This is a genomic window from Natrinema gelatinilyticum (assembly GCF_024266705.1).
GTDB classification, from domain to species: domain Archaea; phylum Halobacteriota; class Halobacteria; order Halobacteriales; family Natrialbaceae; genus Natrinema; species Natrinema gelatinilyticum.
In genome coordinates this window covers 1,802,920-1,827,039 of record NZ_CP100756.1, presented here as the reverse complement: position 1 = coordinate 1,827,039, position 24,120 = coordinate 1,802,920, and the positions used below count along the sequence as shown (strand labels likewise).

The following is a 24,120-nucleotide window of genomic DNA, read 5'->3' as shown; positions in this document are numbered from 1 at the left end:
GAGGAAAGGACAGTAACCGTTACCGGCCGCAAGCGAACGAAGGCTTGGAAATCGCAGCCCGCGAACAAAGTGAGCAGGAACGTCTTCCGTTACATCTAACCGAATGTTTGCCGCAGACGCGACTTCGCCGCGCCCGCAGAACAAAAATTCGTTTTATGCGATGAGCTCTTCTTCGCCCTTCTCGACGACGACGCGACACGGCGGCGAGATCTTGTTGTACGCGCGCCGGAGCGCGTCCTTGGCGAAGTCGGCATCGTCGATGTCACACCAGATGGTGAAGATCCGTTCACCCGCGTCGATGCGGGCGGCCGTACCGACGATCTTCCCGAAGGCCTGGCGCATCCCATCGGACACACGGTCCGCCCCTGCGCCCGTCGCCTGTTTGTTCTCACGGATAACGTGGTGAGGGAACTTTCGCAGGATCATCTTGTAGTTGCCCTCGCCTGCGTTTTTCAGCATGTGGCGGTTCGCCGACAGGCGTGACGCCTCGAGCGAGCCGTGGCGGATCTGGACTTCTTCTTCGGTGATGAGGCTGATCTGGACGGGGTAGTCGTCGGGGTCTGCCTTGACGTCGCCCATCTTGTGCTGTGCGATCTTCGATCCCGGGATGCCGGTAATGTACTCGCGGCGAGTATAGGCCGGCTTACTGATTTCCCGATACATGGAGGCGGGTTTGTCGGACATGGTTGTGATTACTTACGAAGACGCAGGCCCACCGCGCGGATAAAGGCTTCGAAGCGCCGCGTCCGCCGGTTTGAGAACGCAACGCATTCCTCGAGCGAATTGGCCCTCCAGCCGGATCAACTGGACGCCATCGCGTTTGGTCGCAGTGGCGATGTGGTAAATCGAAAAAACGACGACGCGACCGGTTGCGTACCGGAGCGACGACGTGATCGATTCGGTCGATGCGACTACGCCGGCGACCTCAGTTCGCGAGGACGTACTCGGTGTCGGTTCGTTCGATCAGCCCGTGCCTCGAGAGCGACGCGAGAACGTTCAGAATGGAGAATTTACGATGTTCAGCAGGCGGTTCAAATCCGCCACCGTCGCCCCGTCGGTCACGTCGAGGGGGAGGCAAACGAGTTTACCCTGTGGGGAACCGATATCGAACGGACGTGGGCTAATTCGGTCGATCACTGGGGTCCGTTCCATCATCGTGGAGTCGGCTTCCACGAACCGGGGTACAGCTCTATGATGAATTAGGTATATAGAAGCTAGCTGATATTGTTGCGATTATATCAATGGATGGGATCCTGCGTCTTGTCACGGGGTGGCGAGACGGCGGCATCGGGCGTTCGATCGATATGAATGCGACCGAGAGCGCAGCCACACCGCGACAGAGACACCGAAAGTAGGCCTCGCGACGGAGCACACGAAGCGGGCCCACCAGTAGAGGGGTGCAAAATATCTGAAACCGGCGGCGTACTTAAGGTTCCGCCGCCGAAACTAGCTGGTATGAGGAGTTTCCGGATCGGCTCGCTGTTCGGCATTCCGATTAAGCTCGATCTCACGTTCTTGCTCGTCCTCCCGCTGTTCGCGTATCTCATCGGAACGCGGATCGGACCCGTTTCGGAGATTCTGAACGAGATGCTGGATGCGGGAATCGAGGCCGGCGCCATCACCGGTGGGTCGACCCCGTGGATGCTGGGACTGGCTGCGGCGATCGGCCTGTTCGTCGGCGTCGTCCTCCACGAGCTCGGCCACTCGCTGACCGCCCGGCGATACGGATTTCCGATCGACTCGATCACGCTCTGGCTGTTCGGTGGAATCGCCGCATTCACAGAAATGCCCGAAGATTGGCGCCAGGAACTCAATATTGCGGTCGCAGGGCCGATCGTCAGCGTACTGGTCGGCATCGGCTCGTACGCACTGTTCTTCGTCACTCCCGTCTCTCTCGACGGCGTGCGATTCGTCCTCGGCTATCTCGCCATTCTGAACATCGCACTCGCCGTCTTCAACATGCTTCCAGCGTTTCCGATGGACGGGGGACGGGTACTCCGAGCGCTACTCGCTCGCAGCAAACCCTACGCGAAGGCGACCCAGCAAGCCGCCAGCGTCGGAAAGCTGTTCGCCGTCTTCATGGGCCTGATAGGCCTCTTTTCGGGGAACATCATCCTCATCGGCGTCGCCTTCTTCGTCTTCATCGCCGCCTCGAGCGAGGCCCAACAGGTGACGATGAAGGCCGCCTTTCAGGACGTCACAGTCGGCGACATCATGACTCCTGCGGACGAACTCCACACCGTCGAACCGGAGACGTCGGTCGCGGAGCTAATACGGCGGATGTTCAGCGAACGGCACACCGGCTATCCGGTCGTCGACGGCGATTCGTTCAACGGTGAACGACTCGTCGGCCTCGTGACGCTCTCCGACGCCCGCGAGGTCCAGCCGGTGGAACGCGACGCCTACACCGTCGCCGACGTGATGACGGTTGATCTGCAGACGATCACGTCCGATTCGGACGCGATGACCGCCATCGAACGGATGCAAGAACACGGGATCGGCCGGTTGCTCGTCGTCGACCACGGAGACCGATTCGCCGAGGGATCGACCGATACCCCAGCGAGCGAAGAAGACGGTAATCTCGTGGGACTAATCTCACGGAGTGACGTCATGACCGCCCTCGACATCGTGCAGCAAAGCGGTTCGGTGACTCCCTCGAGCCGCCCGAAGACTGCACAACAGAAGGCGTGACATAGAGCGAAACAGGCGTTTCGCCCTCCGATACCAATATTCTTAACCGCGACCAGGGCCGAGGCTGGGCCGATGCAATCGGCCATCGAGACCGTCGACCTCGTAAAGGAGTACGGCGATCTGCGCGCTCTGCAGGGACTGTCGTTGACCGTCGATCAGGGCGAATTTTTCGGCCTACTCGGGCCCAACGGGGCGGGCAAGACGACGTTCATCAACACGCTGGTCGGACTGGTCCGCAAAACCGGCGGCGAGGCGCGAGTCTTCGGCCACGACGTGGAGACCGACTACCAGCAGGCCCGCGATTCGATCGGTCTCGCCCCGCAGGAATTCAACGTCGACCGGTTCTTCCCCATCCGGGAGGTCCTGATGCACAAAGCCGGCTACCACGGAGTCCCCGAGGACGAGGCCGCCGAGCGAGCCGACGAGGCTCTCGAGCGCGTCGGCATCTACGACAAGCGCGACGAGCGCTTCGACTGGCTCTCCGGTGGCATGAAACGGCGGCTACTACTCGCTCGAGCGCTGGTAACGGACCCGGATCTGCTGATCCTCGACGAGCCGACGGCGGGCGTCGACGTCCAACTGCGACACGACCTCTGGGAGCTCGTCACCGAACTTAACGACGAGGGGACGACGATCCTGCTGACGACTCACTACATCGAGGAGGCCGAACGCCTCTGCGACCGAGTGGCGATCATGAACGAGGGCCGGAAGGTGACCGTCGCGACTCCGGACGAACTGAAAGGGCGCGGTACCGACACCATCGCCGTCGCGCTCGATTCGGCTCCCGCCGACGCACCCGATCTCGGGGGCTACGCCCACGAAACGACGGTCGCCGGTGACCGCCTCGAGGTTCGCGTCGACGACGGCGGTTCGACCGCACCGCGACTGCTCAACGATCTCGAGGCGATGGGCTACGAGATCGTCGACCTCGAGATCGCTCGGACGTCCCTCGAGGAAATCTTCGTCGACCTGACCGAGCGTGACGATCGGACCGTCACTCGATCCGAAGCGGAGACCAGGAGCGACGGCGACGAACCGCCAGCGGACCGTGAACGGAAGCGAAAGCGAAAACAGGAGGGGGTAGCCTGATGCTCTCAGTTGGCTTCCGCGCACTCTTCCGACGCGAGATATTGCGGTTCGTCCGCCGGCCCAAGAATACGTTTATGCCGCCGGCGATCACGAACGTCCTCTATTTCGCCGTCTTCGGGGTCATCCTCGGCAACCGGATCGATCAGATCGCGGGGTACGACTATATCCTCTTTATCGTGCCTGGGCTCATCGTGCTGGGAGCGATTTCGAACGCCTTCGAGAACGCCTCGTTCTCGATTTTCCATGGCAGATGGAACGAGTACATCCACGAGACCCTCACTTCACCGCTCTCGTACCTCGAGATGGTCGTCGCGTACGTCAGTGCCAGTGCAGTGCGGGGACTGGTCGTCGGCGTCATCATCGCAGTCATCGGGCGGCTGTTCGTTCCGATCAGTATGGAACACGGGCTGTACCTCGTCGCTACGATGATCGTCGTCACGGCCCTGTTCGCCGGTCTCGGCATCATCGGCGGCCTCGTCGCTCGAGATTTCGACGACTTGACGGTAATGAACCAGTTCATCCTCCGGCCGCTGGTGTTTTTCGGCGCCGTCTTCTACTCACTCGAGACCTTCGACCAGGCGTGGCAGGTGAGCCTCTCACTGGTGAACCCGATGGTCTACATGGTCGACAGCGTCCGGTACGGACTGCTCGGCCACTCCGATCTGATCGCGGTCGGCATCTTGCCGGCCCCGTACACTCGTTTCGCACCGGTCGTTTCGCTCGGTGTGCTCGCGCTGGGGTGTGCACTCGTTCTGGCGGTCGACGTCTACCTGTTCAAAACCGGGTACGGACTGACGGACTGACGGCTCGTCTCGAGACCGACAACACGTCGAACGCGTCGTGCTGGTTACGCCTCTCGCTCGGAGACCGTGACCAGTTGCTTCCCGATATTCTCTCCGTCGAACAGACCGAGGAACGCATCCGGTGCATTCTCGAAGCCGTCGACCACGTTCTCGCGATAGCGGATTTCGTCTTCGCGAACGAACCGGGAGAGTCGCTGGAGCGCCTCACCCCAGCGGTCCTGATAATCGCTCACGAGCAGTCCCTCGACTTTCGCTCGCGTCTGGATAAGCTGAGTGAGCTTTCGGGGGCCGGTCGGCACCTCGGTCGCGTTGTACAGCGCGATCTGGCCACAGACTGCGACCCGCGCGAAGTCGTTCAACAGGGGCCAGACGGCATCGGTGATGGGACCGCCGACGTTGTCGAAGTAGACGTCGACGCCGTCGGGGCAAGCCTCAGCCATCGCGGTCGAGAGATCGTCCGTTTCCTTGTAATTGATCGCCGCGTCAAAACCCAGTTCGTCGGTGAGCCAGTCGACCTTCTCCTCGCTGCCGGCGGTACCGACCACGCGCGTGCCGTTGATTCGGGCGAGCTGGCCGACGATGGAACCGACAGCGCCCGCGGCCGCCGAGACGACGACGGTGTCGCCAGGGTTGGGATCGCCGACGTCCAGCAGGCCCCAGTAGGCGGTCACGCCGGGCATACCGAGAACGCCAAGGGCCGTCGAAATCGGCCCGAGGTCCGGATTCACTTCCTGGAGTTCGTCCGCGTCGGCGACCGCGTGTTCCGCCCAGAAGAGGTCGCCGGTCACGACGTCGCCCGCCTCGAACTCGTCGGCGTTCGACTCGAGGACTTCGCCGACGACGCCAGCTTTCATCGGTTCGCCGACGTCCCACGGCTCGGCGTAGGATTCGGCATCGCGCATTCGTCCGCGCATGTAGGGATCCACCGACTGATACAGTGTTTTGACGAGAACCTCGTCGTGGCCGGGTTCGGGCCGGTCGACGGTGACGAGTTCGAAGTTCTCCATGGTCGGTTCACCGACAGGACGGCTAGCGAGTTGCCACTGCCTCGTTTCTGCCATACGTTTCTATATTCCTATCCGTAAATCAATGTTGGGCTCGCGGAACCTCTCGAAATGCGGGAAAAGAGGGCCTGTGGAAACGATATTCGCAATCGTTAACGACAGGTGAGACGGCGCGTCGGGGGAGTATGAGTCCCGCTCCAGCGCCACACCGACCGGTGTCGATAGCGTTTTGCAGTTCGGATCGAAAGGCATCAGACAGCGATGCGCGAGTACCTCGAGTCCGATATCGGGTTCTACTACGCAGTCGGAGGGTTCATGATCGCGGTTTTCGTCCTCGGCATGGTGGCGATCGCCGTGATCAACCCCGAGGGCGTTGGAACGATAGAACTCGTCGGTCTCTCGGGTGGATTTCTGGTGTTCATGCTGGTGTACTTTATCTCGATTTCCGTCCAGCGCCTCGAGGACGGCGATAGTACCTAAGGTATTAGACAAGAACGTGAAAATCGGACCGTGGGGCTCATATCCGTCCCAATTCGGCGGATGTACCGAGTCGGAGGGTTTATGCGTGAGGGGACGTTCTCTTTAGAAGCAATGGCGAAAGGAACCGTTGATTTCTTCAACGACACTGGCGGCTACGGATTCATCGAGACTGAGGACGCGGACGACGACGTGTTCTTCCACATGGAAGACATCGGCGGCCCGGACCTGGAAGAAGGACAGGAACTCGAGTTCGACATCGAGCAGGCCCCCAAGGGCCCGCGCGCGACGAACGTCGAGCGCCTGTAAGGCGAATTCGGTACGGTATCGGCACTTGACTGCAGTATTTTACCACCCCTGAGCGGTGGCTCCACCGGTCGCGGGTTGACGTTCCTCGTCCGAACACATTTATATTTGAGTGATACGTAGCGAATGTAATGACGGGTCGATCCGACGCGATCACGTGGAGACGACACGCGTCGGCATCGTCACTCGGTCGCCTCTGTCAGTACCTGCAGGTCGGCTTTTTCGGCGGGATGATACTACTCGTGATCGTACTCGGAGTCGCGGCGCTCGTTCTCTCCGCCGTAGACGGTGCGTACGGACAACTCGCACTGCTCGTCTTGCTCTTGCTGATCGGCGGGCCATTTTCACTACTCTATGTGCTCCCGCTAATCGACGACGACACGGCTCGGTCCTCGATACGGGCCTGGGCGGATCGCACCAGGTACGATCGGCTCCGCCCGCTCCCCGCGGCGGTGAGCGTCCTTGCGGGTGCGATTACGATCGTCGGCTCCGTCGCGGTGTCCCCGTTGGCCCTGCTTGCTTTGTTTCGTTCGGGACGTCGGTCGGCACGCAACTGGTGGACTCTCGCGGCGAGATCGATCCCGAGGCGGGAACGGTTCGCGTGAACGGCCAGTCGTTCGATCTCGAGGAGCTCGCGGCCGTGGGCGTCCGCCGCGTGCCCGGGACGGGGACCGTCGTTCTCCGTCCGTCGTACGCGACCAAGACGCGAGGGGTGACGGCCCCGGGGTACGTCTCGATGCCCCGAGACGTCTACGAGGAGGCCCGACCGCTGCTCGAGGCCGCCGCGAGCGAGACCGGGCGAACGACCCGACAGAGCCGGACCGAACGCGTCGTCCTCGTCGTCTTCGGCGTCGGTGCGCTCGTCGGGGCGGTCGGCGCTGCGTTCCTCGGACTCGAGCGCGGGGGCGACGCGCGCGTAATCCTCTCGTACGTTGCCCTCGTGGCCGGCTGCTTCGGGGTCGGGTTCCTCGCCCTGGCCGCTCGAGAACTGTGACGCCGTCGACCCGGACCGTTTTATGGATCCGCCACCGACTCGAGACCATGACACAGCCACTGGTCCGACACGGCGACGAGATAGAATACGACCCGGTCGAGGCCGCCGATGGCCTCGAGAAAGGCGTCCTGATCGCCGACGACCACGGTGCACCGAATTTCGCGATTCGGCGGTTCGTCCTCGAAGCAGGCGGTGAGGTACCGAGACATACCAACGACGTCGAACACGAGCAGTACGTCCTCGAGGGCGAGTACACCGTCGGAATCGGTGACGAGGAACACGACGTCGAGGCGGGTGACTCGCTTTTTATTCCGGCCGGTACGGTCCACTGGTACCGTAACGAAGGCGACGAACGGGGCGCGTTCATCTGTGCCGTCCCGAACGGCGACGACGAGATCCGGTTGCTCGAGTGAACGCCGCGAGCGGCCGTCCGATCGGGATCGGACGAGGCCGGCACCGCTGACCGGGGACTCTCACGTATCCTTTAGGGCTTCCTAAATCGCAACTACTAAACGTCTTTTAGGCCCTCCTAAAACCGATGGAAGACGTGAAGTCGGTCGGGGGGCACTCCGCCGCTCGAGAGCGGGATGGATGGGTTACGGGGACCCTCGTCCTCTTTTGCCTGGCGAGTGCAATCGTTACCGTCGTCGCCGGAGTCGTACAGATGAGTTTCGGCGAGTACTCGATGACGGTCGTCGAAACCTGGCACGCGGTCTTCAACCCCACAGTCGTGTTCAACCTCGACGTGTGGTCAGCGTTCCTGTTGGGAACGGAAACGCCGGAGATGAGCGTCGCGAGCATCGTCGTCTGGGAGCTCCGACTGCCGCGGGTGCTGGTCGGAATCATCGCCGGCGCCACGCTTTCGATCTCCGGTGCGATCTTCCAGGCCGTAACGCGCAACGAGTTGGCGAGTCCGTTCGTGCTGGGCGTTAGCTCCGGCGCGGGATTCGCCGTCCTGGCGACGCTGATCGTCTTCAGCGGCCTCTCACAGTTGCTGCCCCTGATAGCGACAGTGGGTGGCGCGGCGGCATTTCTCATCGTCTACACGATCGCCTGGAAGGGCGGGACGAGCCCCGTCCGCCTCGTCCTCGCCGGCGTCATCGTCAACATGGTCTTTCAATCCCTGCAACAGGGGCTGTTCTTCTTCGCCGACGACATCGGCGTCGTCCAGACTGCGATCGCCTGGCTTACGGGATCGCTCACGGGGACCCGCTGGGACCAGGTTCGGATCGCGATTCTGCCAGCGCTGCTCTCGATCGTGATCGCAATCGGCGGCGCACGACAGCTGAACGTCCTGATGCTCGGCGAGCAGACCGCCCGATCGCTCGGAATGCGCGTCGAGCGAACCCGCTTTCTCCTCTCGGTCGTCGCTATCCTGGCGGCGAGCGTCGCGATCGCCGTCGCCGGCATCGTCAGCTTCTTCGGCCTCGTCGTCCCGCATATCGTCCGGAACACCGTCGGCGGCGACTACCGACGGCTGATGGTCGGCTGTCTCTTCGCGGGTCCCGCGTTGATGGTCGTGGCGGACGTCGGCGCGCGCCTCGCGTTGCCCAGCATTCAGTTGCCGGTCGGTGTCGTCACCGGACTGGTCGGCGGCCCGTACTTTCTCTACCTGATGCGCAGGCAGCAAACGATGGGTGAACTCTAATGGCACGCACACAGCACGACGCGAACGGAGAACCGGATCGCATAACCGACGAGGACGGCGTCGCAGTCGAGAGTGCGCTCGTCGGCGACGACCTCGAGTTGAAGTACCCGACGAGCGAGGAACCGATCGTCGAGTGCGCACGCATCGATATTCCCGAGGCAGCGGTGACCGCCCTCGTCGGTCCGAACGGCTGCGGCAAGAGTACGCTGCTGAAGTCGCTGTCGAACCACCTCGAGCCCGATGCCGGGTCGGTCCGCATCCACGGCGAGGACCTCGACTCGTTCAGTCGAAAGGAACTGGCGCGCAAACTGGGAATCCTCTCCCAGGAGAACGACTCGCTCGGTTCGATCACCGTCGAGGACCTTGTCTACCACGGTCGGTACCCTCACCGAGGGTTCTTCGACAGCGTGGACGAGGGTGATCGCGAAGCGGTCGAGCGAGCGCTCGAGCTGGCTGGAATCGAACACCTTCGGACCGCCGAACTCGGACAGCTGAGCGGCGGGCAGAAACAACTGGCCTGGATCGCCATGGTGCTCGCACAGGATACGGACGTCCTCCTGCTCGACGAGCCGACGACGTTTCTCGACATCCATCACCAGTTCCGCGTCCTCGAGACGATCCGTCAACTCAACGTACAGAAAGGCGTTACCGTGGCGGTCATCCTCCACGATATTTCCCAGGCGGCCCGCTTCGCGGATTACCTGGTCGCGATGTGCGACGGCGAACTGTACGATTGGGGGCCGCCTGAGGAGGTCGTGACCGAACAGCTGCTCGCCGACGTCTTCGGCGTCGAGGCGGCGGTCGAATATGACCCGGAACTGCAGGTTCTTCCGAAGCGAGCGCTGCCGGATCGATGAAGAATTCGGTCAGTTTCGGAAGACCTTAATACTTTTAGGTCAGCCTAAAACACATGAGTAGTGAACGTACGTGGACGAGACGAACCGTACTTCGGACGAGCGGAGCGATCGCCGGCATGAGTGCCGTGGCCGGTTGCACCGGCAACGGAGACAGCGGAAACGGCGGAAACGGCGACGACTCCTCGAGCAGCGGACCGTATACGGTATCGATGCCGCCGGTCGGCGAGGTCGAATTCGACGACGTCCCGGAAACGTGGGCCGCCAACAACGGCAGCTGGGCTGACATGGGGATCGCACTGGGGCAGGAGCCGCCGGCGGCCGTCTATCTCACCGACCGCTATCACACACAGTACTACGACGAAATCCCGGACGTGAGCGTCGACAAGACCGATATGAAGTCGCTGTGGGGAGACGAACTGACCTCGGAGGAGTTCCTGACGCTGAGCGAGGACGTGGACGTGTTCGTCAACGACCCGAACTTCATCATCGGACGGACCGACGACTGGAAACGGGAAGACGTCGATCGAATCGAGTCGACGGGGACGCCGTTCTTCGGCAACAGCATCTTTTCGACCGGCTACGACTGGCACGATTACGAGTATCTGACGTTGCTGGAGGCGTTCGAGAAGCTGTCGCAGGTATTCAAAGAGGAGGAACGGTATGCGGCCTTCGAGAAGGTCCACGAGGACTTCCAGTCGAACGTCAAGGAAATCGTGCCACCGGAGGAAGAGCGCCCGAGCGTCGCCATCATGTGGGCGACCGCGGACGACATGGGATCGTTCTCCCCGTACCTGATCGGCGACGGGACGAGTTTCAAACAGTGGCGCGACCTCGAGGTCGTCGACGCGTTCGCCGAAACGGCCGTACGCGACTTTCATAGCACCCGCGGTTCGGTCGGCTACGAGACGCTGCTCGAGATCGACCCGGATATCATCCTGGTCCGCGGGCAGGAAGCGAAGACCGCTTCGGAGTTCCAGGACGCGATCGTCTCGCAGATGGAATCCGACAGCGTCGCCAGCAAGTTGACCGCGGTCGAGAACGGCGACGTCTACCGCGGCGGTCCGCTCTACCAGGGACCGATCACGAACCTCGTCGTCACCGAACGGGCGGCCAAACAGGTCTACGGCGTCGAGACGGATCTCTACGACCGACAGCAGGTCGGCGACATCGTCAATGGCAACCTCTAAGCGATGGAGAAGACCGAAACGGAGGCCGGCGACGAAAGCGGCGTCAGTGAGACGCTTCGGCGGGCGCGCCGAGTGATCGAGGAACTCTCGGTTCCGGACGGCGACTTCGAAGTCGCCTGCAAGGACACCGGCGTCGTTCCGGAACCGGTCACGGACGCGACCTTCGGATCGTACGAAGCAGCAGATCGTGCGTGCGAGGCCGCGCGTCGATACCGGGAGACGCTCAGGGAACTCGACCGGTCGCTCACACGATACGACCTCGTCGCGTCCGAGCGGTTCACGGACTCGCTCGAGAGTTCGACCCTGCGCGAACTGACCGATCGACGCCGGGCGAACGGCCTTCCGCAAACCCGCCAGACCGTGACGGTGGCGAGCGGCAGAAGCGACGAATGGATTCGAATCGAGAACTGTCCGGTCGTTCATCTAACGGGGCCGGAATCGCTGCTCGACGACGAGTTCGTCTCGCGCCAACTGCGGTCGAACGTCCGCCCTCGAGATACCCTCCAGGAGTGACGGAGGCAGACAACGACTGTTCGAATTCGAGGTCGCGTCACGAACATCGTCAACGGAACCGACTGACCTGAGAAACACACCGAATCCCGACGGGAGACGCGATTCGACCGTCTCGCGAGTTCGCGACGGGTGGGACCGTTCGCCCCGCCGGTATCACTCGTCCCCGCGTCCGGTATCTGCGTCGTTTCGCTCCTCCTCGTCCATCGCAGCGTCGGTGGAATCACCTGCTCCGAACAAGCGAACGTAGAGCGCCGCCCACAGCCGCGCTCGCTTTCTTCGGTGGCCGTCGTGTTTCATGCGCGCCTCACGAGGTGGTCGCGAACCGCTCGCTGACAGTTCCGACAGATGCGTTCCAGCCGCACACACGTCGCCAACACGGGGTAGTCGACGGGAAAGGCAGCGTACAGATACGCGGCGAGTTCCTGGTGAGTCATCCCGACCCCGGGGCCGGGGTTCGTCGTCCCGGACAAGAACGACTGCCGGTCTCGAGCGAGATCGTCGCATCGAGTTCGGTACCTCGAAAGAGTTTCGTGGCGCGTTCGGAGTTCGTCGAAGCCCAGGTCGGGAAGCGGCGTCTCGTTGGCCTCGACGAGCCACGAGGTGCAGTCCTCGACGACGTCGGCCGCTACGTCGAGTGATTCGGCCTCGCTCTCGAGCGCGTTCCCCATCGCCGCCAGTTCGGTCGTGCGTTCCGCGACGGCGGCGAGCACCGCTCGTTTCGTGCTCGCAGTGAACCGGGTTGGGGTCTTCGACGCGAGCGCGAGCGCGCAGTCCGGACCGAATTCCTCCTCGATCGTCGCCGCGAGCGGTTCGGGCTCCTCGAGATCCCGGACGCTATGCGGTCGAACCGTCTCGGCGAACGCCTCTCGAACCTGCTTGCAGCCGTCCTCCGACGAATCGACTCGAGGCGCACACGAAATCGTCGGCGCCGCGAACGTGTCCTCGTCCGTCACAGCGGGCGCGTCCGGTGGGTGGCGGACCGAGCGAGCGGTGATCCGTCGAACCAGACGCGCGAACGTCTCGAACGAGGTCCGTTTCTCCCTCACGTGGTTTCGTTCTTCGTTCACGCGGTCGCGTGCGTGGTGGATCGGCGTTCGAACGCTCACGACGTGGACACCTCCGGGACGCTGACAAGCCCCGTCGGAGCGGAATCCGAGGCCGTCGTGAGCCTGAACCGCCACGTCGACGTCGCGGCCCCCGTGTCGAGTCGCGTTGCCCGCGAAATCGTCAGGGCGGGGTCCGGGTGCCGGCGCAGCAGTTCGAGCACGAGTGGCAGCGTCGCCAATCGGTCGCCGGACCGGGTCACGGCGTACCCCGAAAGGGTCAGGTCCCACAACCGCGTGCCCGGCTCGAGGGCGGTCGAACGCGGAGCGAGCGTGTAGTCACTCGTGATGGCGACTGAACACAGGTGCGCCAACGTCGCATCGAGCGGATTCTCGGCCGCCTGTGGCGGCGACAGTCGGGACGCCGCCGCGACGAGAACGCGAGCCTGTTCCTCGGGAGACAATCGCTGGTCGAGTTCCGTCGCCATACTCTCGAGGAGACGGAGACAGAGTTCGTCCGGGCAGTCGATGGTCTCGGCTCGGTCGAGGTACGTATCCATGATCGCGCCCTCCACATCGTCGTGGGGTGATTCCGCGACCGTCTCGAAAATCGCTCCTGCGACGGTGTGACAATACTCGATGAGCGACTGCCGCCCGTCCGGTGACCCGCCCGTGTCGACCGTCGAGTGCAGTTCGTCACGACGCTCCTCGGACTGGCCGTCGTCCCGTTCAGTCGGTTCGGTGATGGGTGGGACCTGACACACGATCACGTCGTAGGACGGGAGCTGTGGGTCGTATCGGCGGAGCGCCGTCCGGTACTGTTCGGTCGCTCTCGCGGCCGCCCGCGCGAGCAGACGACTCTCGAAACGGAGGGAGGCGGCCGGCACTGGTCGGTCCCCGTGGCGACCACAAACGAGGTAATAGTCGCCGTCCTCGCTCGCGATCGCCTCGATACGGTCTCGGATGTCGGCGAGTGTAGACCCGATCATGATTCTCTGTCTGATGGTGATTGGATCGCTTCTGGAGCGTCAGATGGCCCCGTTGATGGCGTTCGTGACGCGATCGCGATCGAACAGCTGTTCGTCTTTTGGAATCTCGGGATACGGTCCGTCGGCGTAGGACGGCCACGCCCCGAATTGCTCGGGATAGAGCTGTTTCGCCGTCATCTCGAGCTGGAAGAGGTTCAGGATTGGACCCTGATAGCGGCCCCCCTGGGCGTACACGCGACCGTTTAAAATCGCCTGGGGATCGAACACCGCTCGCCACGCCTGTAGGAGAGTCATTGAGTACGAACCGAAGCTCACCTGAACGAGCCCGCCGGCGATCACGACAAGGATGCTTCCGACACAGAGCGCCAGCAGCGCCCCATCGAACCAGCCCAACCACCGCCTCCGACGGGTATCCGGCGCCAGGCTCGTCCGTGCGTTTCCGGCCATAGCCGATCAGTCACCCCCGGAAGACCGCCGATCGGCCTCGAGTTCCTGCGCCGCCTCGAGAACGATGTCGTCGTCGATGTGCGCTACGAGCCGCCGCTGGCCGCGTTCGGCCCTGCGCTCTCTCTCGTCGGCGGGAATGTACGTCGCGAGCCGGCGATCGATCTCGTGTTCGCACAGTTCGGCGAGTCGCTCCTCCGAACGGCCGTGCCCGTCGGGCAGCCGATCGCGAAAGTGCTCCCGCCAGCGGTCGCGGTCGCTCCACTCGTCGTCGAGTGCCGACTCCCGGCGGACCCAGTCGTAGCGATCCGTAAGCGGTTCCGGGTAGCCTCGATCCCCTCGAGCCTCCTCCACGAGCGTAATCGCGACCCGCGCGCCACGGCCGGCGGCGATGATCGCCTGGCGGTCGGCCGCGCGGGAGGGAGAGGCGACGTACAGCCCCTCGATCGGCGTCGTTCCGTCGTGTTCGGGGTAGCTGCGATCGAAGCGGTGCCGTTCCTCGCCGTCGTACTCGTACGTCTCGAACATCGCCTCGTCGCCGAACCCGCGCAAGTACTCGCCGCCGTACCTGGTAGCCGCGACGACCCGTCGAGCGGTGACGCGGCGCCCGTCCTGCGTCTCGACGGCGAACCCGCCGTCCTCGCGCTCAACCGATTCGACGAGATCGGACACGACCGCACAGCCCGCCTCCGCGGCGTGGTCGTGGAGCAATTCGTACAGCGTCTCGATGTCGATTCCGGCGGGGAAGCCCGGAAAATTCTCAAGGTACGCACACCGTTGGATCGAGGAGCGTCCGCGGTCGAAGATCACCGTGTCCAGCCCGTATCGGGCGGTGAAAACGCCCGCAGTGCTTCCCGTTGGACCGCCGCCGACGATGACGACGTCGCGATCGAACTCCGCGTTCTCCCGCGGAGCGGCGGGACCGCCCATTTTCAGACCTCACCGTTGGCGATGTCCCCGACGCGCTGGCGGTCGAACAACCGTTCGCCTCCGAATTCGTCCGGATACAGCCCCTGGGCCGCCCGCTCGAGCTGAAAGAGATGGATAATCGGTCCCTGGTAAGTCAACCCGCCGTAGATGACGCGGCCGTTTTGAACGGCCGTGAGCTCGCTCGCGGCGTCGTGATCCTCCAGGGGGGCAACGATCTCGTCCTGGAAGTACTCCTGTGTGATCTCGCCCTGCAACCGGATGGCGATCGCGTCGGGGTCGATCTCGAGCAGCGTTTCGTAATCTACGGTCCCGCCACCTGCTTGCGCGTCTGTGACGCCGTTCCGTTCCAGTGCGTCCCCGACGTTCAGATCGTTCCAATGCTTGGACTGGGTTCCGGTTCCGACGAGATATGGGTAAAACGATTCCGGTGGCACTCCCGCGGGATACAGGACCGCAATATCGGGCCGGTCGTCGGGGAGACGATCACGAACGTCCGCGAGCACCTCGTCGTGATACCGTTTGAACGCCTCGTATCGAGCCTTCTCCTGGAAGACCTGCGCGATCTTCTCGAAGGCGTCGTACATCGTGTACTCGGCGTACTCGTGCCAGTCGTAGACGCGCGAAAAGATCGTGTTTCCGACGAACGGCGCGACCTGGTCCCGAATGTCGTCGACCTCGTCCCGACTCCACTGGAGGCGGTTTACCATGAAGTTCGGGTCGATGATGTGGACGTCAGCGTCCAGTTCGTAGAAGACCTCCTGGCCCGTTCCGTCCTGCCAGAGTTCCGTGAGTTCGCTCGTATCGACGGAGACGCCAGGGAGATCCTCGTAGAGGTGCGAGCCGAAGCGAGCGCGGACGCCGATGGCCGAGAGCCCATCAGCCTTGCCGAGTGCGACGCCCATATCGGCGTAGTCACCGGTGTAGGGAAACCACGTCTCCGGGACGCTGTCGAGCTCCACGGTTCCGACCGGTTCCATCGTCACCGTGTACGAAGAATCCCCTCCTGACCCACCGTCGGTCGGCGATCGTTCAGAATTTCCGTTACCCGTACAGCCCGCGAGTACTGAGCCCACTACTGCTGCCCCGCCGTACTTCACGTACGCCCGACGCGTGGTCCTCTGGGCGTTCACAGGATCGAATTGCATAGAATTTAGGCTAGCCTAAATAGTAATAGGCATTTCGATTTTTTGGGTGGCCTAAAACCATGGCGCGATCAGTACGGCCCCCGCACTGCGGACACATCGGCGGGCCGCGCTCGGGGAGCACGAGTCAGCACTGCGCACACGTCCCGTCAAGTGACGTGATGTCCTCGAGGACGTCACCCATAGTCCCGCGAATCGCGTCGACGATTCCGTCGAAATTCTCAGTTGCCCGTTCCGAACCAGTCGCTGCACCAGTAGTAGCGAGCGCTCACGGACGACCGTCCCTCGGCCGGAACGCGCTCCGCGGTCGGTGTGGGTGTTTGGCTGCCAGCCGACCCAGTCCGAACCGCTGAAATACCGTCCCCTCATACACTTGCGCGTGTCGAAGCAGGTCCCGCAGGTCGAAACGATCTTCTGTCACGAGACTGGCGATGACTACCTCGTCGTCGTCGAACGCGACGGACAGCGTCTCTTCCGTGCCAAGCTCGGACTATCGGAAACCTCGGCCGGACCCCGCCCCGCGAAGTTCCGAATCAAAGAGGGCTCGAGCGAGGAGCCACGCCAGCCCGACGAGTTCGTCGAACTCGCCCGCCGAGCCGAGCGGATCCGCATCTCCGAACAAACCTCGGCGGCCGCACGACGAGAACTCACGGAAATGCTCGCGGGCTACCAGCTCGAGGACAAGGCGAAAGCCGTCCGGACGTGCCGATACTGCGCCTCGGCGGGTCGCTACTCGCCGATAACCACCGAAACGGCCGTCAAAGACGACACCGACTGGATCTGCAGGGACTGTGCCCGACAGGAACTCGAACGACAGCTCTCCTTTACCGGCGGCGGCGAGGTGACCGGCGCGGCGAAAGACCGTCTCGAGGACCTCATGCTCAAAGTACAGGACTTAGAGCGCATCGTCAACCTGTTGAAAGGCCACCTCGATCCCGACCTGACGAAGTTCGATACCATCTCGGCGACCGTCGACGAGGTCGACCCCGTCAGGACCGATTCGCTTTCCCTCCATCCCGGACTTCAGAATCTCCTCGAGGATCGGTTCGATACGTTACTCCCGGTCCAGAGCCTCTCGGTCGAAAACGGGTTGTTCGACGGTGAGGACCAGCTGGTCGTCTCGGCGACGGCAACCGGAAAGACCCTGGTCGGCGAGATGGCCGGCATCAACCGAGTACTAAACGGCAAAGGGACGATGCTCTTTCTCGTTCCACTGGTCGCGCTCGCGAACCAGAAGTACGAAGATTTCACGGACGAATACGGCCACCTCGTCGACGTCTCCATCCGCGTCGGCGCGAGCCGCATCGCCGACAATGGAAATCGGTTCGACCCGAACGCCGACGTGATCGTCGGTACCTACGAGGGAATCGATCACGCACTACGGACGGGCAAGGACATGGGCGATATCGGCACCGTCGTCATCGACGAGGTTCACACGCTCAAAGAAGACGAGCGCGGCCATCGGCTGGACGGACTCATTTCGCGGCTCAAGCACACGTGCGAGCAGCGGGCGGCGCGACAGGACGAATATCAGGGTGCCCAGTGGGTCTACCTCTCGGCGACCGTCGGCAACCCCGAACAGCTCGCCGAGGCGCTCGAGTCGACACTCATCGAGTTTGAGGAACGACCGGTTCCGATCGAACGCCACGTCACCTTCGCGGACGGCCAGGAAAAAGTCCGGGTCGAGAACAAACTCGTCAAACGCGAGTTCGACACCGAATCCTCGAAGGGGTATCGCGGGCAGACGATTATCTTTACCAACTCGCGGCGGCGGTGCCACGAGATCAGCCGGAAACTCGACTATTCCGCCGCGCCGTACCACGCTGGCTTAGACTACAAGCGCCGGAAGGAAGTCGAGCGCAAGTTCGGCGAGCAGGAACTATCGGCGGTCGTCACGACTGCTGCGCTGGCCGCAGGTGTCGACTTTCCCGCCTCGCAGGTCATCTTCGACTCGCTGGCGATGGGTATCGAGTGGCTCTCGGTCCAGGAATTCCACCAGATGCTGGGCCGAGCGGGTCGGCCGGACTACCACGACAATGGGACGGTATACGTTCTCGTCGAACCAGACTGTGCGTATCACAATTCGATGGATATGACGGAGGACGAAGTCGCGTTCACGTTGCTCAAAGGTGAGATGGAGTCGGTGATGACCCACTACGACGAGTCTGCGGCCGTCGAGGAGACGCTGGCGAACATCACGGTCGGTGGGAAAGCCGCAAAGGCGCTCAACGATCGAATGCTCGGCGACGTCCCCACCAAGCACGCCATCGGAAAACTACTCCAGTACGACTTCATCGACGGCTTCGAACCGACGCCGCTCGGCCGGGTCGTCACCGAACACTTCCTCGCACCCGGCGAAGCGTTCGCCCTCGTCGACGGCATCCGGAAGGACGCCCACCCCTACGAGCTCGTCGCAGACCTCGAACTCCGAGACGAAGAGTTGTAATTCTTCAGAAAACCTACAATGGTAACTGCCGCTAAGCGATCATAGAGATAGTACAAGCGCTATATCGATGTATCGGCGGCCAGAACCCTCAAGCGTCGACGCGTACGCACACTTCCGACGTGCCACGAAGAAGTTGCCCAGATTCTCGGCACGTAACGTCGCTCCAGGGTCCGTCGCGCGAACGTCCGCGTTACAGGACGAACGCGACTTCGAACAGCGACAGCAGAATGACGAGCAGTGACCCCGGAATGCCGCCGATCGCGACGATGGCGATCACGATCGGGGACACCGCCACCACGACGCCGAAGACGACCTGTGCGACGTACAACACCACGAGTCCCACCACCGCGTTTATCAGGAAGGGCCTGACCGTCTGCACGATCTGTGCCGCGCCCAATACGACGACGAGGACGAGGACCAGAAGCAGAACCTCGAGACCAGTCATATCGTGCGCTATCACGGCATGGGTCAAAACCGTTCTGCTGGCCCGCCGACCGTCGGCCAGTGGTTCATGTCGCCCACTCGAGAATTGCGACTCGCGAGGGGGGGATGGATCGCAGGGATAACGAAATGCTTTATGGCGTCGGGGCAGAAGCGGGTGTACGGGATCGTGGGTTAGCTTGGTATACTTCGGGCCTTGGGTGCCCGTGACCCCGGTTCAAATCCGGGCGATCCCATCCTCTTATAAGGCAAAAATAAGTCGAATATAAACCAGCGACGGCCATCTCTCGCATTGAGGAGAGATGGTCGCGGTGAGCCGTACCGTCGAACTCGAGCCCCGGTCCGTGAGTTCTGCGGGTGTTTCATTCTCGGAGGGTAGTAGTGCAGAAGTCTTCACGAGAGAGTGATAGGAAACGATGTCGCTGGTCCCAACAGTACCCGATAAGATCCATTCTGCACCGCCGCCCAGTATTATTCTGATTGTCTGTCCATATATAGATGATTATATACATTTCAAATTTTTAGTATGAATTAGGTGAATGTGAACAGATGCTATCTCACTGTATGAGACGACGTGAATTTCTCTCGTGTACTAGCTTGGTTGTAACTGGTATAGCTGCCGGATGTCTCGGGACTATTCAATCAGGTCAGAACCCCCCAAGCGAGGCAGACCGTACGCAGTTCGAGGAAATAAAGAGCCTGTACGTTGTTTCGATTCAAAATGAACTGAACAAATCAGTAGGTATAGAGGTGTCAGTTACTGATGCTGAGAGGACGACAGTTGAAGAGAAGGTCATCGCGGAACCGGGAGACAAAATGCTGGTTAGCGATCTGTTTCCAAGAAGTGGGTCGTACACAAGTGAATTAGAACCGTACACTGTCTCAGTGTCGGCTGATGAAAAGTCGATAGAACGAACGCTACGTCCGAGCAGGTCATCGAATGACGAATTTGTGTTTACAATTGATTCGGATAAGTTTCTCTTCCAGAAGAGTCACAGACCGTCAGCCGATATCATCATCTCAAATCAACGTGACGAGGATGTCGACGTTCGAGTGACGGTCAGCGATCACTCAGATAGCGGTGCCGTCTACGATGTCCTCACTATACCATCAAACGAGGTCGTGGCTTATCGAGGTGTCTTCGCAGATGAGAGAGAGAGAGTATGATGTCTCAGTCAAGGCAAACGGGATGACTGAATTCATCACTCACCTGAATTCGTTCACCAACGGCCTTTCTATCACTATCGAACGACAGAATATCAATATAGCAGTATCACAGGACTGAACATACTTCCTGTTCGAAAGGGCCGGATGAGAGGGATGTCATCCGGGCAGACATCAACCGAGACACTCGCGTTCAGTCGCCGGTGGCTCCTTCGCTGCCTCCGATTTTCGTGACTCCTTCGTCGCCTCCGATGTTCGCGACTTTGACGCCGCCAGACAGTTCGGTGTTGGGATATGGCATGTCGATTCCCTCGGCGTCGAAGCGTTCCTTGACCGCCTCGACGAACTCGGCACGGATCGCGCCGTAGCTGCTCTCGTTCGGCTCGATCCAGAGCCGACCGTCGAGGACGACCGCCGAGTCACCAAGCGATGTAACAGGAGCTGTCGGTGCGGGTTCGCCGAGGACCCCGTCGATACGCGATCCTTCATCGATGATGGCGTCCCGTGCCCGTTCGATGTCGTCCTCGTAGCCAATCCCGAAGCCGACGGACACTCGACGCGTGTCGTTCGCCACGTTGTTGATCACTGCCGCGTTGGCGAGGTCGCTGTTCGGGACGGTGATCTGCTCATTGTCGAACGTGTCCAACTTCGTTACCCGAAGCTGTATCTCGCGAACCACACCTTCGTTGCCGTTCCACTCGATCCAGTCGCCAACCGTGAACGGTTCGTCCTGAATGATGAACACGCCGGCGACGAAGTTGGCGATGAGGTCCTGAGCGGCGAAGCCGACGGCCAGCGCGAGCGCACCGGCGAAGGTCGCGAACGCCGAGAGGACGATGCCAAAGCCGGCGACCGTCGCGGCCAGCGCGACCGCCACGACAACGATGGTAACGCCCGTCGTGCTCACTGCCAAACCGACGAGCGTCTCGTCGAAATTACGGTGCGTAAGGGCGCGTTCGACTGCTCGGGTCACAAAGTATTTCCCGAACAGGTAAAGAACCGCGAATACGACGACGAACAACACGACCGTCGTGACTGCACTGACGAGTGGTGGAATGTACTGTTGTGGATCAAGAGAGGCCCATGATTGCAGCGGTATCATAAATTCACACCGACAGAGGAACGTCGGGTATTAATAAGTTGCTCAATGACGACATATGGAATCGTGTCGGCGTGGAACTGAATACCGACGTTTCGATTGAATCACTAAGTTACGGCCATCACGGACGGAGAAACTACCGTAGCTTGAGGATGTTCACGAGGCCATTTCGAACGAGATCTACTGTCGCTTTCGCTCTTGAGGAGCCCGATTTTGCCCGCTCGAACAGGGTTTGTATTGGCAATACAGGGTTATTCGATCCAGTCCCACATAGCAGAGGCGACCAGCAGGTGTGCCGAGATACGGATCGTTAGGTCGGATTGTGAAACCACGGCTGAATACGACAATAGTGAACTGCCAGTTGTATGAATGGAATCGACACTCTTTTGATTGCTTTTGGCAATAACCTAATATGAAACGAAGGAAGATACTGATTAGTGGAGCAGCGTTGGTGTCGGTCGCAGGATGCGCCGAAACAGAGACGTCTGACCAGGAGCCAGACGACACGGACGACTCGGACTCGAACACGTCTGACCAGGAATCGAGCGTCACGATCGACTCGAACGAGAACACGTCTGACCCGGAGTCGGGCGACACGGACGACTCGAACTCGAGCAACAGCAGCGGAGACGGAAATGGTAGCGGTGGGAACGGCGGTGATTTCGTCGAACTCCAGAACCACGAGTGGTATGAGGAGGATTACAGTGGTGGAGTGCGTGGAAAACTCAAAAATATTTCGGGGGAGGAATTAGGTTCTGTCACTGTTTCCGTCTACTTCCTTAATTCTGATGGAACGCAGCTCGATGAAGGTATCGATTTTACAAATAATCTTGCAGCAGATCAGGTTTGGGAGTTCGACGCAACGTTTCAGGGGAACGATCCATCTCGAGTTGCCGATTACGAGATTGAGACGACGGTCACCAATCTGTAAGCCTACGATTCGTCGAACTCCATGTCGAGATGCTTGAACAATATTTCGACACCTACTCGAGTTCACGCGGTCTTTGAGTGTCGTCCCTGGTCAGGTGGTCTCGAATAGGATCCCCTCGGTAGTGAGGTCGGCCATGCGATCGTTGATTTACTGTTCAGTCGGTCGCTCGAACTCGAGAAGTGCGTTCGTGGCTCTTAGCAGTATGGTGGTTCGTAGTGGCCCTGTTGAAACCCTCAATCGGTGATAGGTTTCAGAAGCCGTGTGAATACAGCGCGTTTGACATCCTCCTCCGCGTTCACGCGGAGGAATCCTGAGCGTTGGAGATTTCAGGTGTGCAGTTCCACCGACCCTCAACACGGTGCAGATCCGTGCGGGGGTCACGAACTGTAGCGGGTGGGACTGCTGGGAGTGCCAAGCCCCCGGTACTCCTATCCTCGACCGCGTTCGACCCTCGTGGTTGTTTGTGCCCGGCGAGGCTCGAGTGGGCTTCGACAGACTCGGAGTTACGTTCCGTGGTGCTTCCAGCAGTCGACTCCGCGTCACCCCTGTGAGGGGTGGGCGGTCATCGACTGGTTCCGATTATTGTCTGATTGCTTGGGGCGGCCAGGCCGCCATCGTCGGACTGGCGGGAATCACTCTATTCCCTGCCTGATTCCTGCGCCATCATAGGATTACTTCCCACTTCAATGTATGGGAAAGAAATATCGGACTGGTCATCGAAATGTGGATTCCGTCAGAGTTGTCGGATTCATCCCGCGCCTAAACGCGCGGGTATTCTCCTCACATCTCTATAACACTTTGATTGGCCGTTGAATCGTCACCGTTCGACCTTCCAGAAACTCCGTACTGTCCGCCAATCAACTCGATGAGACGGATGGTCGCATTACCGCTGCGCGCTCACACCCTTCCGATAGCATGGCGATTCGCGCTCGTCGGCACGCTCGCCTCGCTTGCCCGTCGCCGCTGTTGTAAACTGACTGCCGAACTCCAAGGCGACAATCGGTGGCGGCATCATGATTTTCGGCGGGTTCATCGCAGGAGGCATCGCCGCACTCCGCTCGACAGACCCGAGTGCTGCCGGACTTCCTGCTAGTCTCGTTGGTGGTGTCGACGGGGTGCTTACGTTTGTCGTGACAGTGGTCAGCGCTACAGTTAGTGGCACGGCAGCGGCATTGCCGCTACCCGGAGTCGTATTCTTTGTCTTCGCTGGGGGCTGGTTTTGTGTATCGCTCCACTCTTCGGTTTAGTGTGCGGTCGCGTCGGTGGGTGGGTAGCAAACTCCAGTAGCTCACGATGGACCTCCGGCGTGAATGCATCATGATCACTGTGGAACAGACTGACAGACCCACCGCCAGTATGTAGCAAGGTCGTCTTGGCAGGCGCTCAGTAGGTTTGGCCGATTTCGCTATGTGTAGGGTGCGTCAGTCGCGGATCTCAGACTCGTTCAGGGCCACTGCGGCGCGGATGAGGGACTTGAAGGCCTGCTCGTCGATCTCGTCTCCCTCGTGGATGTCAATGGCGCGCCTGGTGTTGCCGTCGAGACTGGCGTTGAAGAGGCCCGCTGGGTCCTCGAGAGAAGCGCCCTTGGCGAAGGTTAGTTTCACCTTGTTCTTGTAGGTCTCGCCGGTGCAGATCAATCCGTCGTGGGACCATGCCGGACCACTCCACTTCCACTCCTCGACTACACCAGGGTCGGCCTCCTTGATGAGGGCACGCATCCGGGAAAGCGTCTCACCCCGCCAGTCGGACAGCTCCTCGATCTTCGCGTCGATGAGCGTGGAGGGAGACTCGTCGTTCTCCGAGTCGCTCTTCTTCATGCCGTAGCGGAGGACAAAGCCGCGTATATCTCTTGCGGCGCCGATACTCTCGAACGGCAGGCGGTGACTCTCGAGTTCGGACCAAAATCGAGGATGAGCTACCGA

General features: G+C 61.1%; 26 protein-coding genes, 1 tRNA gene and 1 pseudogene. 16 read left to right on the top strand and 12 right to left on the bottom strand.

Translation table 11 applies throughout. The features are described from left to right. Nucleotides 1-153: 153 nt before the first annotated feature. Complete coding sequence (locus tag NJU76_RS08965; RefSeq protein ID WP_254532410.1) at nt 154-684, bottom strand: 50S ribosomal protein L16; 531 nt, start codon at nt 682-684, stop codon at nt 154-156. Between the two features lie 771 nt (nt 685-1,455). Here NJU76_RS08965 and NJU76_RS08960 point away from each other — a divergent pair. The 3 genes from NJU76_RS08960 to NJU76_RS08950 all read left to right on the top strand — a co-directional run bounded on the left by NJU76_RS08960 (nt 1,456) and on the right by NJU76_RS08950 (nt 4,583). After that, a complete protein-coding gene (locus NJU76_RS08960; RefSeq protein WP_254532409.1) occupies nt 1,456-2,691 on the top strand; it encodes a CBS domain-containing protein in 1,236 nt (411 codons plus the stop codon). A gap of 72 nt (nt 2,692-2,763) precedes the next feature. After that, nucleotides 2,764-3,780, top strand: a complete 1,017-nt coding sequence (locus NJU76_RS08955) for an ABC transporter ATP-binding protein (RefSeq protein ID WP_254532408.1) — start codon at nt 2,764-2,766, stop codon at nt 3,778-3,780. After that, on the top strand, nt 3,780-4,583 hold the full coding sequence (locus NJU76_RS08950; RefSeq protein ID WP_254532407.1) for an ABC transporter permease: 804 nt from the start codon (nt 3,780-3,782) through the stop codon (nt 4,581-4,583). Before NJU76_RS08955 ends, NJU76_RS08950 begins: the two co-directional genes overlap by 1 nt. 44 nt (nt 4,584-4,627) lie before the next feature. On the opposite strand, the gene NJU76_RS08945 is transcribed toward NJU76_RS08950, so the two are convergent. Beyond that, nucleotides 4,628-5,644 (bottom strand): NADP-dependent oxidoreductase, encoded by a 1,017-nt coding sequence (locus tag NJU76_RS08945; RefSeq protein ID WP_254532405.1) that lies wholly within the window; start codon nt 5,642-5,644, stop codon nt 4,628-4,630. Nucleotides 5,645-5,848: 204 nt separating this feature from the next. Here NJU76_RS08945 and NJU76_RS08940 point away from each other — a divergent pair, with 204 nt between their 5' ends. The 9 genes from NJU76_RS08940 (at nt 5,849) to NJU76_RS08900 (ending at nt 11,569) form a co-directional block, all read left to right on the top strand. Next, the gene (locus NJU76_RS08940) at nt 5,849-6,067 is read left to right on the top strand and encodes a hypothetical protein (RefSeq protein WP_254532404.1); all 219 of its coding nucleotides are present in this window, start codon (nt 5,849-5,851) and stop codon (nt 6,065-6,067) included. A gap of 111 nt (nt 6,068-6,178) precedes the next feature. Further along, nucleotides 6,179-6,373 (top strand): cold-shock protein, encoded by a 195-nt coding sequence (locus tag NJU76_RS08935; RefSeq protein WP_005554588.1) that lies wholly within the window; start codon nt 6,179-6,181, stop codon nt 6,371-6,373. 128 nt (nt 6,374-6,501) lie between these two features. After that, entirely contained in the window at nt 6,502-6,975 is a 474-nt protein-coding gene (locus NJU76_RS08930; protein WP_254532403.1) for a hypothetical protein, read from the top strand. Further along, a complete protein-coding gene (locus tag NJU76_RS08925) occupies nt 6,927-7,364 on the top strand; it encodes a hypothetical protein (protein WP_254532402.1) in 438 nt (145 codons plus the stop codon). The genes NJU76_RS08930 and NJU76_RS08925 overlap by 49 nt, the downstream gene beginning before the upstream one ends. A gap of 47 nt (nt 7,365-7,411) precedes the next feature. Then, complete coding sequence (locus tag NJU76_RS08920) at nt 7,412-7,777, top strand: cupin domain-containing protein (RefSeq protein WP_254532401.1); 366 nt, start codon at nt 7,412-7,414, stop codon at nt 7,775-7,777. A 125-nt stretch (nt 7,778-7,902) separates the two neighbouring features. Further along, nucleotides 7,903-9,012, top strand: a complete 1,110-nt coding sequence (locus NJU76_RS08915; RefSeq protein ID WP_254532400.1) for a FecCD family ABC transporter permease — start codon at nt 7,903-7,905, stop codon at nt 9,010-9,012. After that, nucleotides 9,012-9,869: an ABC transporter ATP-binding protein gene (locus tag NJU76_RS08910; protein WP_254532399.1), complete on the top strand. Its 858-nt coding sequence runs from the start codon at nt 9,012-9,014 to the stop codon at nt 9,867-9,869. The genes NJU76_RS08915 and NJU76_RS08910 overlap by 1 nt, the downstream gene beginning before the upstream one ends. Nucleotides 9,870-9,922: 53 nt before the next feature. Further along, complete coding sequence (locus tag NJU76_RS08905; protein WP_254532398.1) at nt 9,923-11,056, top strand: ABC transporter substrate-binding protein; 1,134 nt, start codon at nt 9,923-9,925, stop codon at nt 11,054-11,056. A 3-nt stretch (nt 11,057-11,059) separates the two neighbouring features. Next, on the top strand, nt 11,060-11,569 hold the full coding sequence (locus NJU76_RS08900; RefSeq protein WP_254532397.1) for a DUF7552 domain-containing protein: 510 nt from the start codon (nt 11,060-11,062) through the stop codon (nt 11,567-11,569). 153 nt (nt 11,570-11,722) lie between these two features. Here NJU76_RS08900 and NJU76_RS08895 read toward each other — a convergent pair whose 3' ends face one another. The 6 genes and pseudogenes from NJU76_RS08895 to NJU76_RS08870 all read right to left on the bottom strand — a co-directional run bounded on the left by NJU76_RS08895 (nt 11,723) and on the right by NJU76_RS08870 (nt 16,120). Continuing rightward, on the bottom strand, nt 11,723-11,866 hold the full coding sequence (locus NJU76_RS08895; protein ID WP_254532396.1) for a hypothetical protein: 144 nt from the start codon (nt 11,864-11,866) through the stop codon (nt 11,723-11,725). Then, on the bottom strand, nt 11,863-12,675 hold the full coding sequence (locus tag NJU76_RS08890) for a DUF7260 family protein (protein ID WP_254532395.1): 813 nt from the start codon (nt 12,673-12,675) through the stop codon (nt 11,863-11,865). The genes NJU76_RS08895 and NJU76_RS08890 overlap by 4 nt, the downstream gene beginning before the upstream one ends. After that, entirely contained in the window at nt 12,672-13,601 is a 930-nt protein-coding gene (locus NJU76_RS08885) for a DUF7551 domain-containing protein (protein WP_254532394.1), read from the bottom strand. The genes NJU76_RS08890 and NJU76_RS08885 overlap by 4 nt, the downstream gene beginning before the upstream one ends. A gap of 39 nt (nt 13,602-13,640) precedes the next feature. Beyond that, a pseudogene (locus tag NJU76_RS08880) lies at nt 13,641-13,853 on the bottom strand (ABC transporter substrate-binding protein); the annotation flags it as partial. 201 nt (nt 13,854-14,054) lie between these two features. Beyond that, nucleotides 14,055-14,975: an NAD(P)/FAD-dependent oxidoreductase gene (locus tag NJU76_RS08875; protein WP_254532392.1), complete on the bottom strand. Its 921-nt coding sequence runs from the start codon at nt 14,973-14,975 to the stop codon at nt 14,055-14,057. A gap of 2 nt (nt 14,976-14,977) precedes the next feature. Next, nucleotides 14,978-16,120, bottom strand: coding sequence for an ABC transporter substrate-binding protein (locus NJU76_RS08870; protein ID WP_254532391.1), 1,143 nt, complete (start codon nt 16,118-16,120; stop codon nt 14,978-14,980). 376 nt (nt 16,121-16,496) lie between these two features. On the opposite strand from NJU76_RS08870, the gene NJU76_RS08865 reads away from it, so the two are divergent. Then, nucleotides 16,497-18,563 (top strand): DEAD/DEAH box helicase, encoded by a 2,067-nt coding sequence (locus NJU76_RS08865; protein ID WP_254532390.1) that lies wholly within the window; start codon nt 16,497-16,499, stop codon nt 18,561-18,563. A 190-nt stretch (nt 18,564-18,753) separates the two neighbouring features. Here the strand turns inward: NJU76_RS08865 and NJU76_RS08860 are convergent, their stop codons facing one another. Continuing rightward, nucleotides 18,754-19,008: a pro-sigmaK processing inhibitor BofA family protein gene (locus tag NJU76_RS08860; RefSeq protein WP_254532389.1), complete on the bottom strand. Its 255-nt coding sequence runs from the start codon at nt 19,006-19,008 to the stop codon at nt 18,754-18,756. A gap of 159 nt (nt 19,009-19,167) precedes the next feature. On the opposite strand from NJU76_RS08860, the gene NJU76_RS08855 reads away from it, so the two are divergent. Continuing rightward, nucleotides 19,168-19,240: transfer RNA gene (locus NJU76_RS08855), tRNA-Pro, on the top strand. Nucleotides 19,241-19,568: 328 nt separating this feature from the next. After that, entirely contained in the window at nt 19,569-20,171 is a 603-nt protein-coding gene (locus NJU76_RS08850) for a hypothetical protein (protein WP_254532388.1), read from the top strand. A gap of 190 nt (nt 20,172-20,361) precedes the next feature. Here NJU76_RS08850 and NJU76_RS08845 read toward each other — a convergent pair whose 3' ends face one another. Beyond that, a complete protein-coding gene (locus NJU76_RS08845; protein ID WP_254532387.1) occupies nt 20,362-21,270 on the bottom strand; it encodes a mechanosensitive ion channel family protein in 909 nt (302 codons plus the stop codon). A 409-nt stretch (nt 21,271-21,679) separates the two neighbouring features. Between NJU76_RS08845 and NJU76_RS08840 the strand changes: the two genes are divergently transcribed. Further along, nucleotides 21,680-22,198 carry an FxLYD domain-containing protein gene (locus tag NJU76_RS08840; protein WP_254532386.1) on the top strand — a complete coding sequence of 173 codons (519 nt, stop codon included), beginning with the start codon at nt 21,680-21,682 and terminating at the stop codon, nt 22,196-22,198. Nucleotides 22,199-23,081: 883 nt separating this feature from the next. On the opposite strand, the gene NJU76_RS08835 is transcribed toward NJU76_RS08840, so the two are convergent. Both NJU76_RS08835 and NJU76_RS08830 read right to left on the bottom strand, forming a co-directional pair. Next, on the bottom strand, nt 23,082-23,243 hold the full coding sequence (locus tag NJU76_RS08835; protein WP_254532385.1) for a hypothetical protein: 162 nt from the start codon (nt 23,241-23,243) through the stop codon (nt 23,082-23,084). Nucleotides 23,244-23,619: 376 nt separating this feature from the next. Continuing rightward, nucleotides 23,620-24,015, bottom strand: coding sequence for a DUF1801 domain-containing protein (locus NJU76_RS08830; RefSeq protein ID WP_254532384.1), 396 nt, complete (start codon nt 24,013-24,015; stop codon nt 23,620-23,622). Nucleotides 24,016-24,120 lie beyond the last annotated feature (105 nt).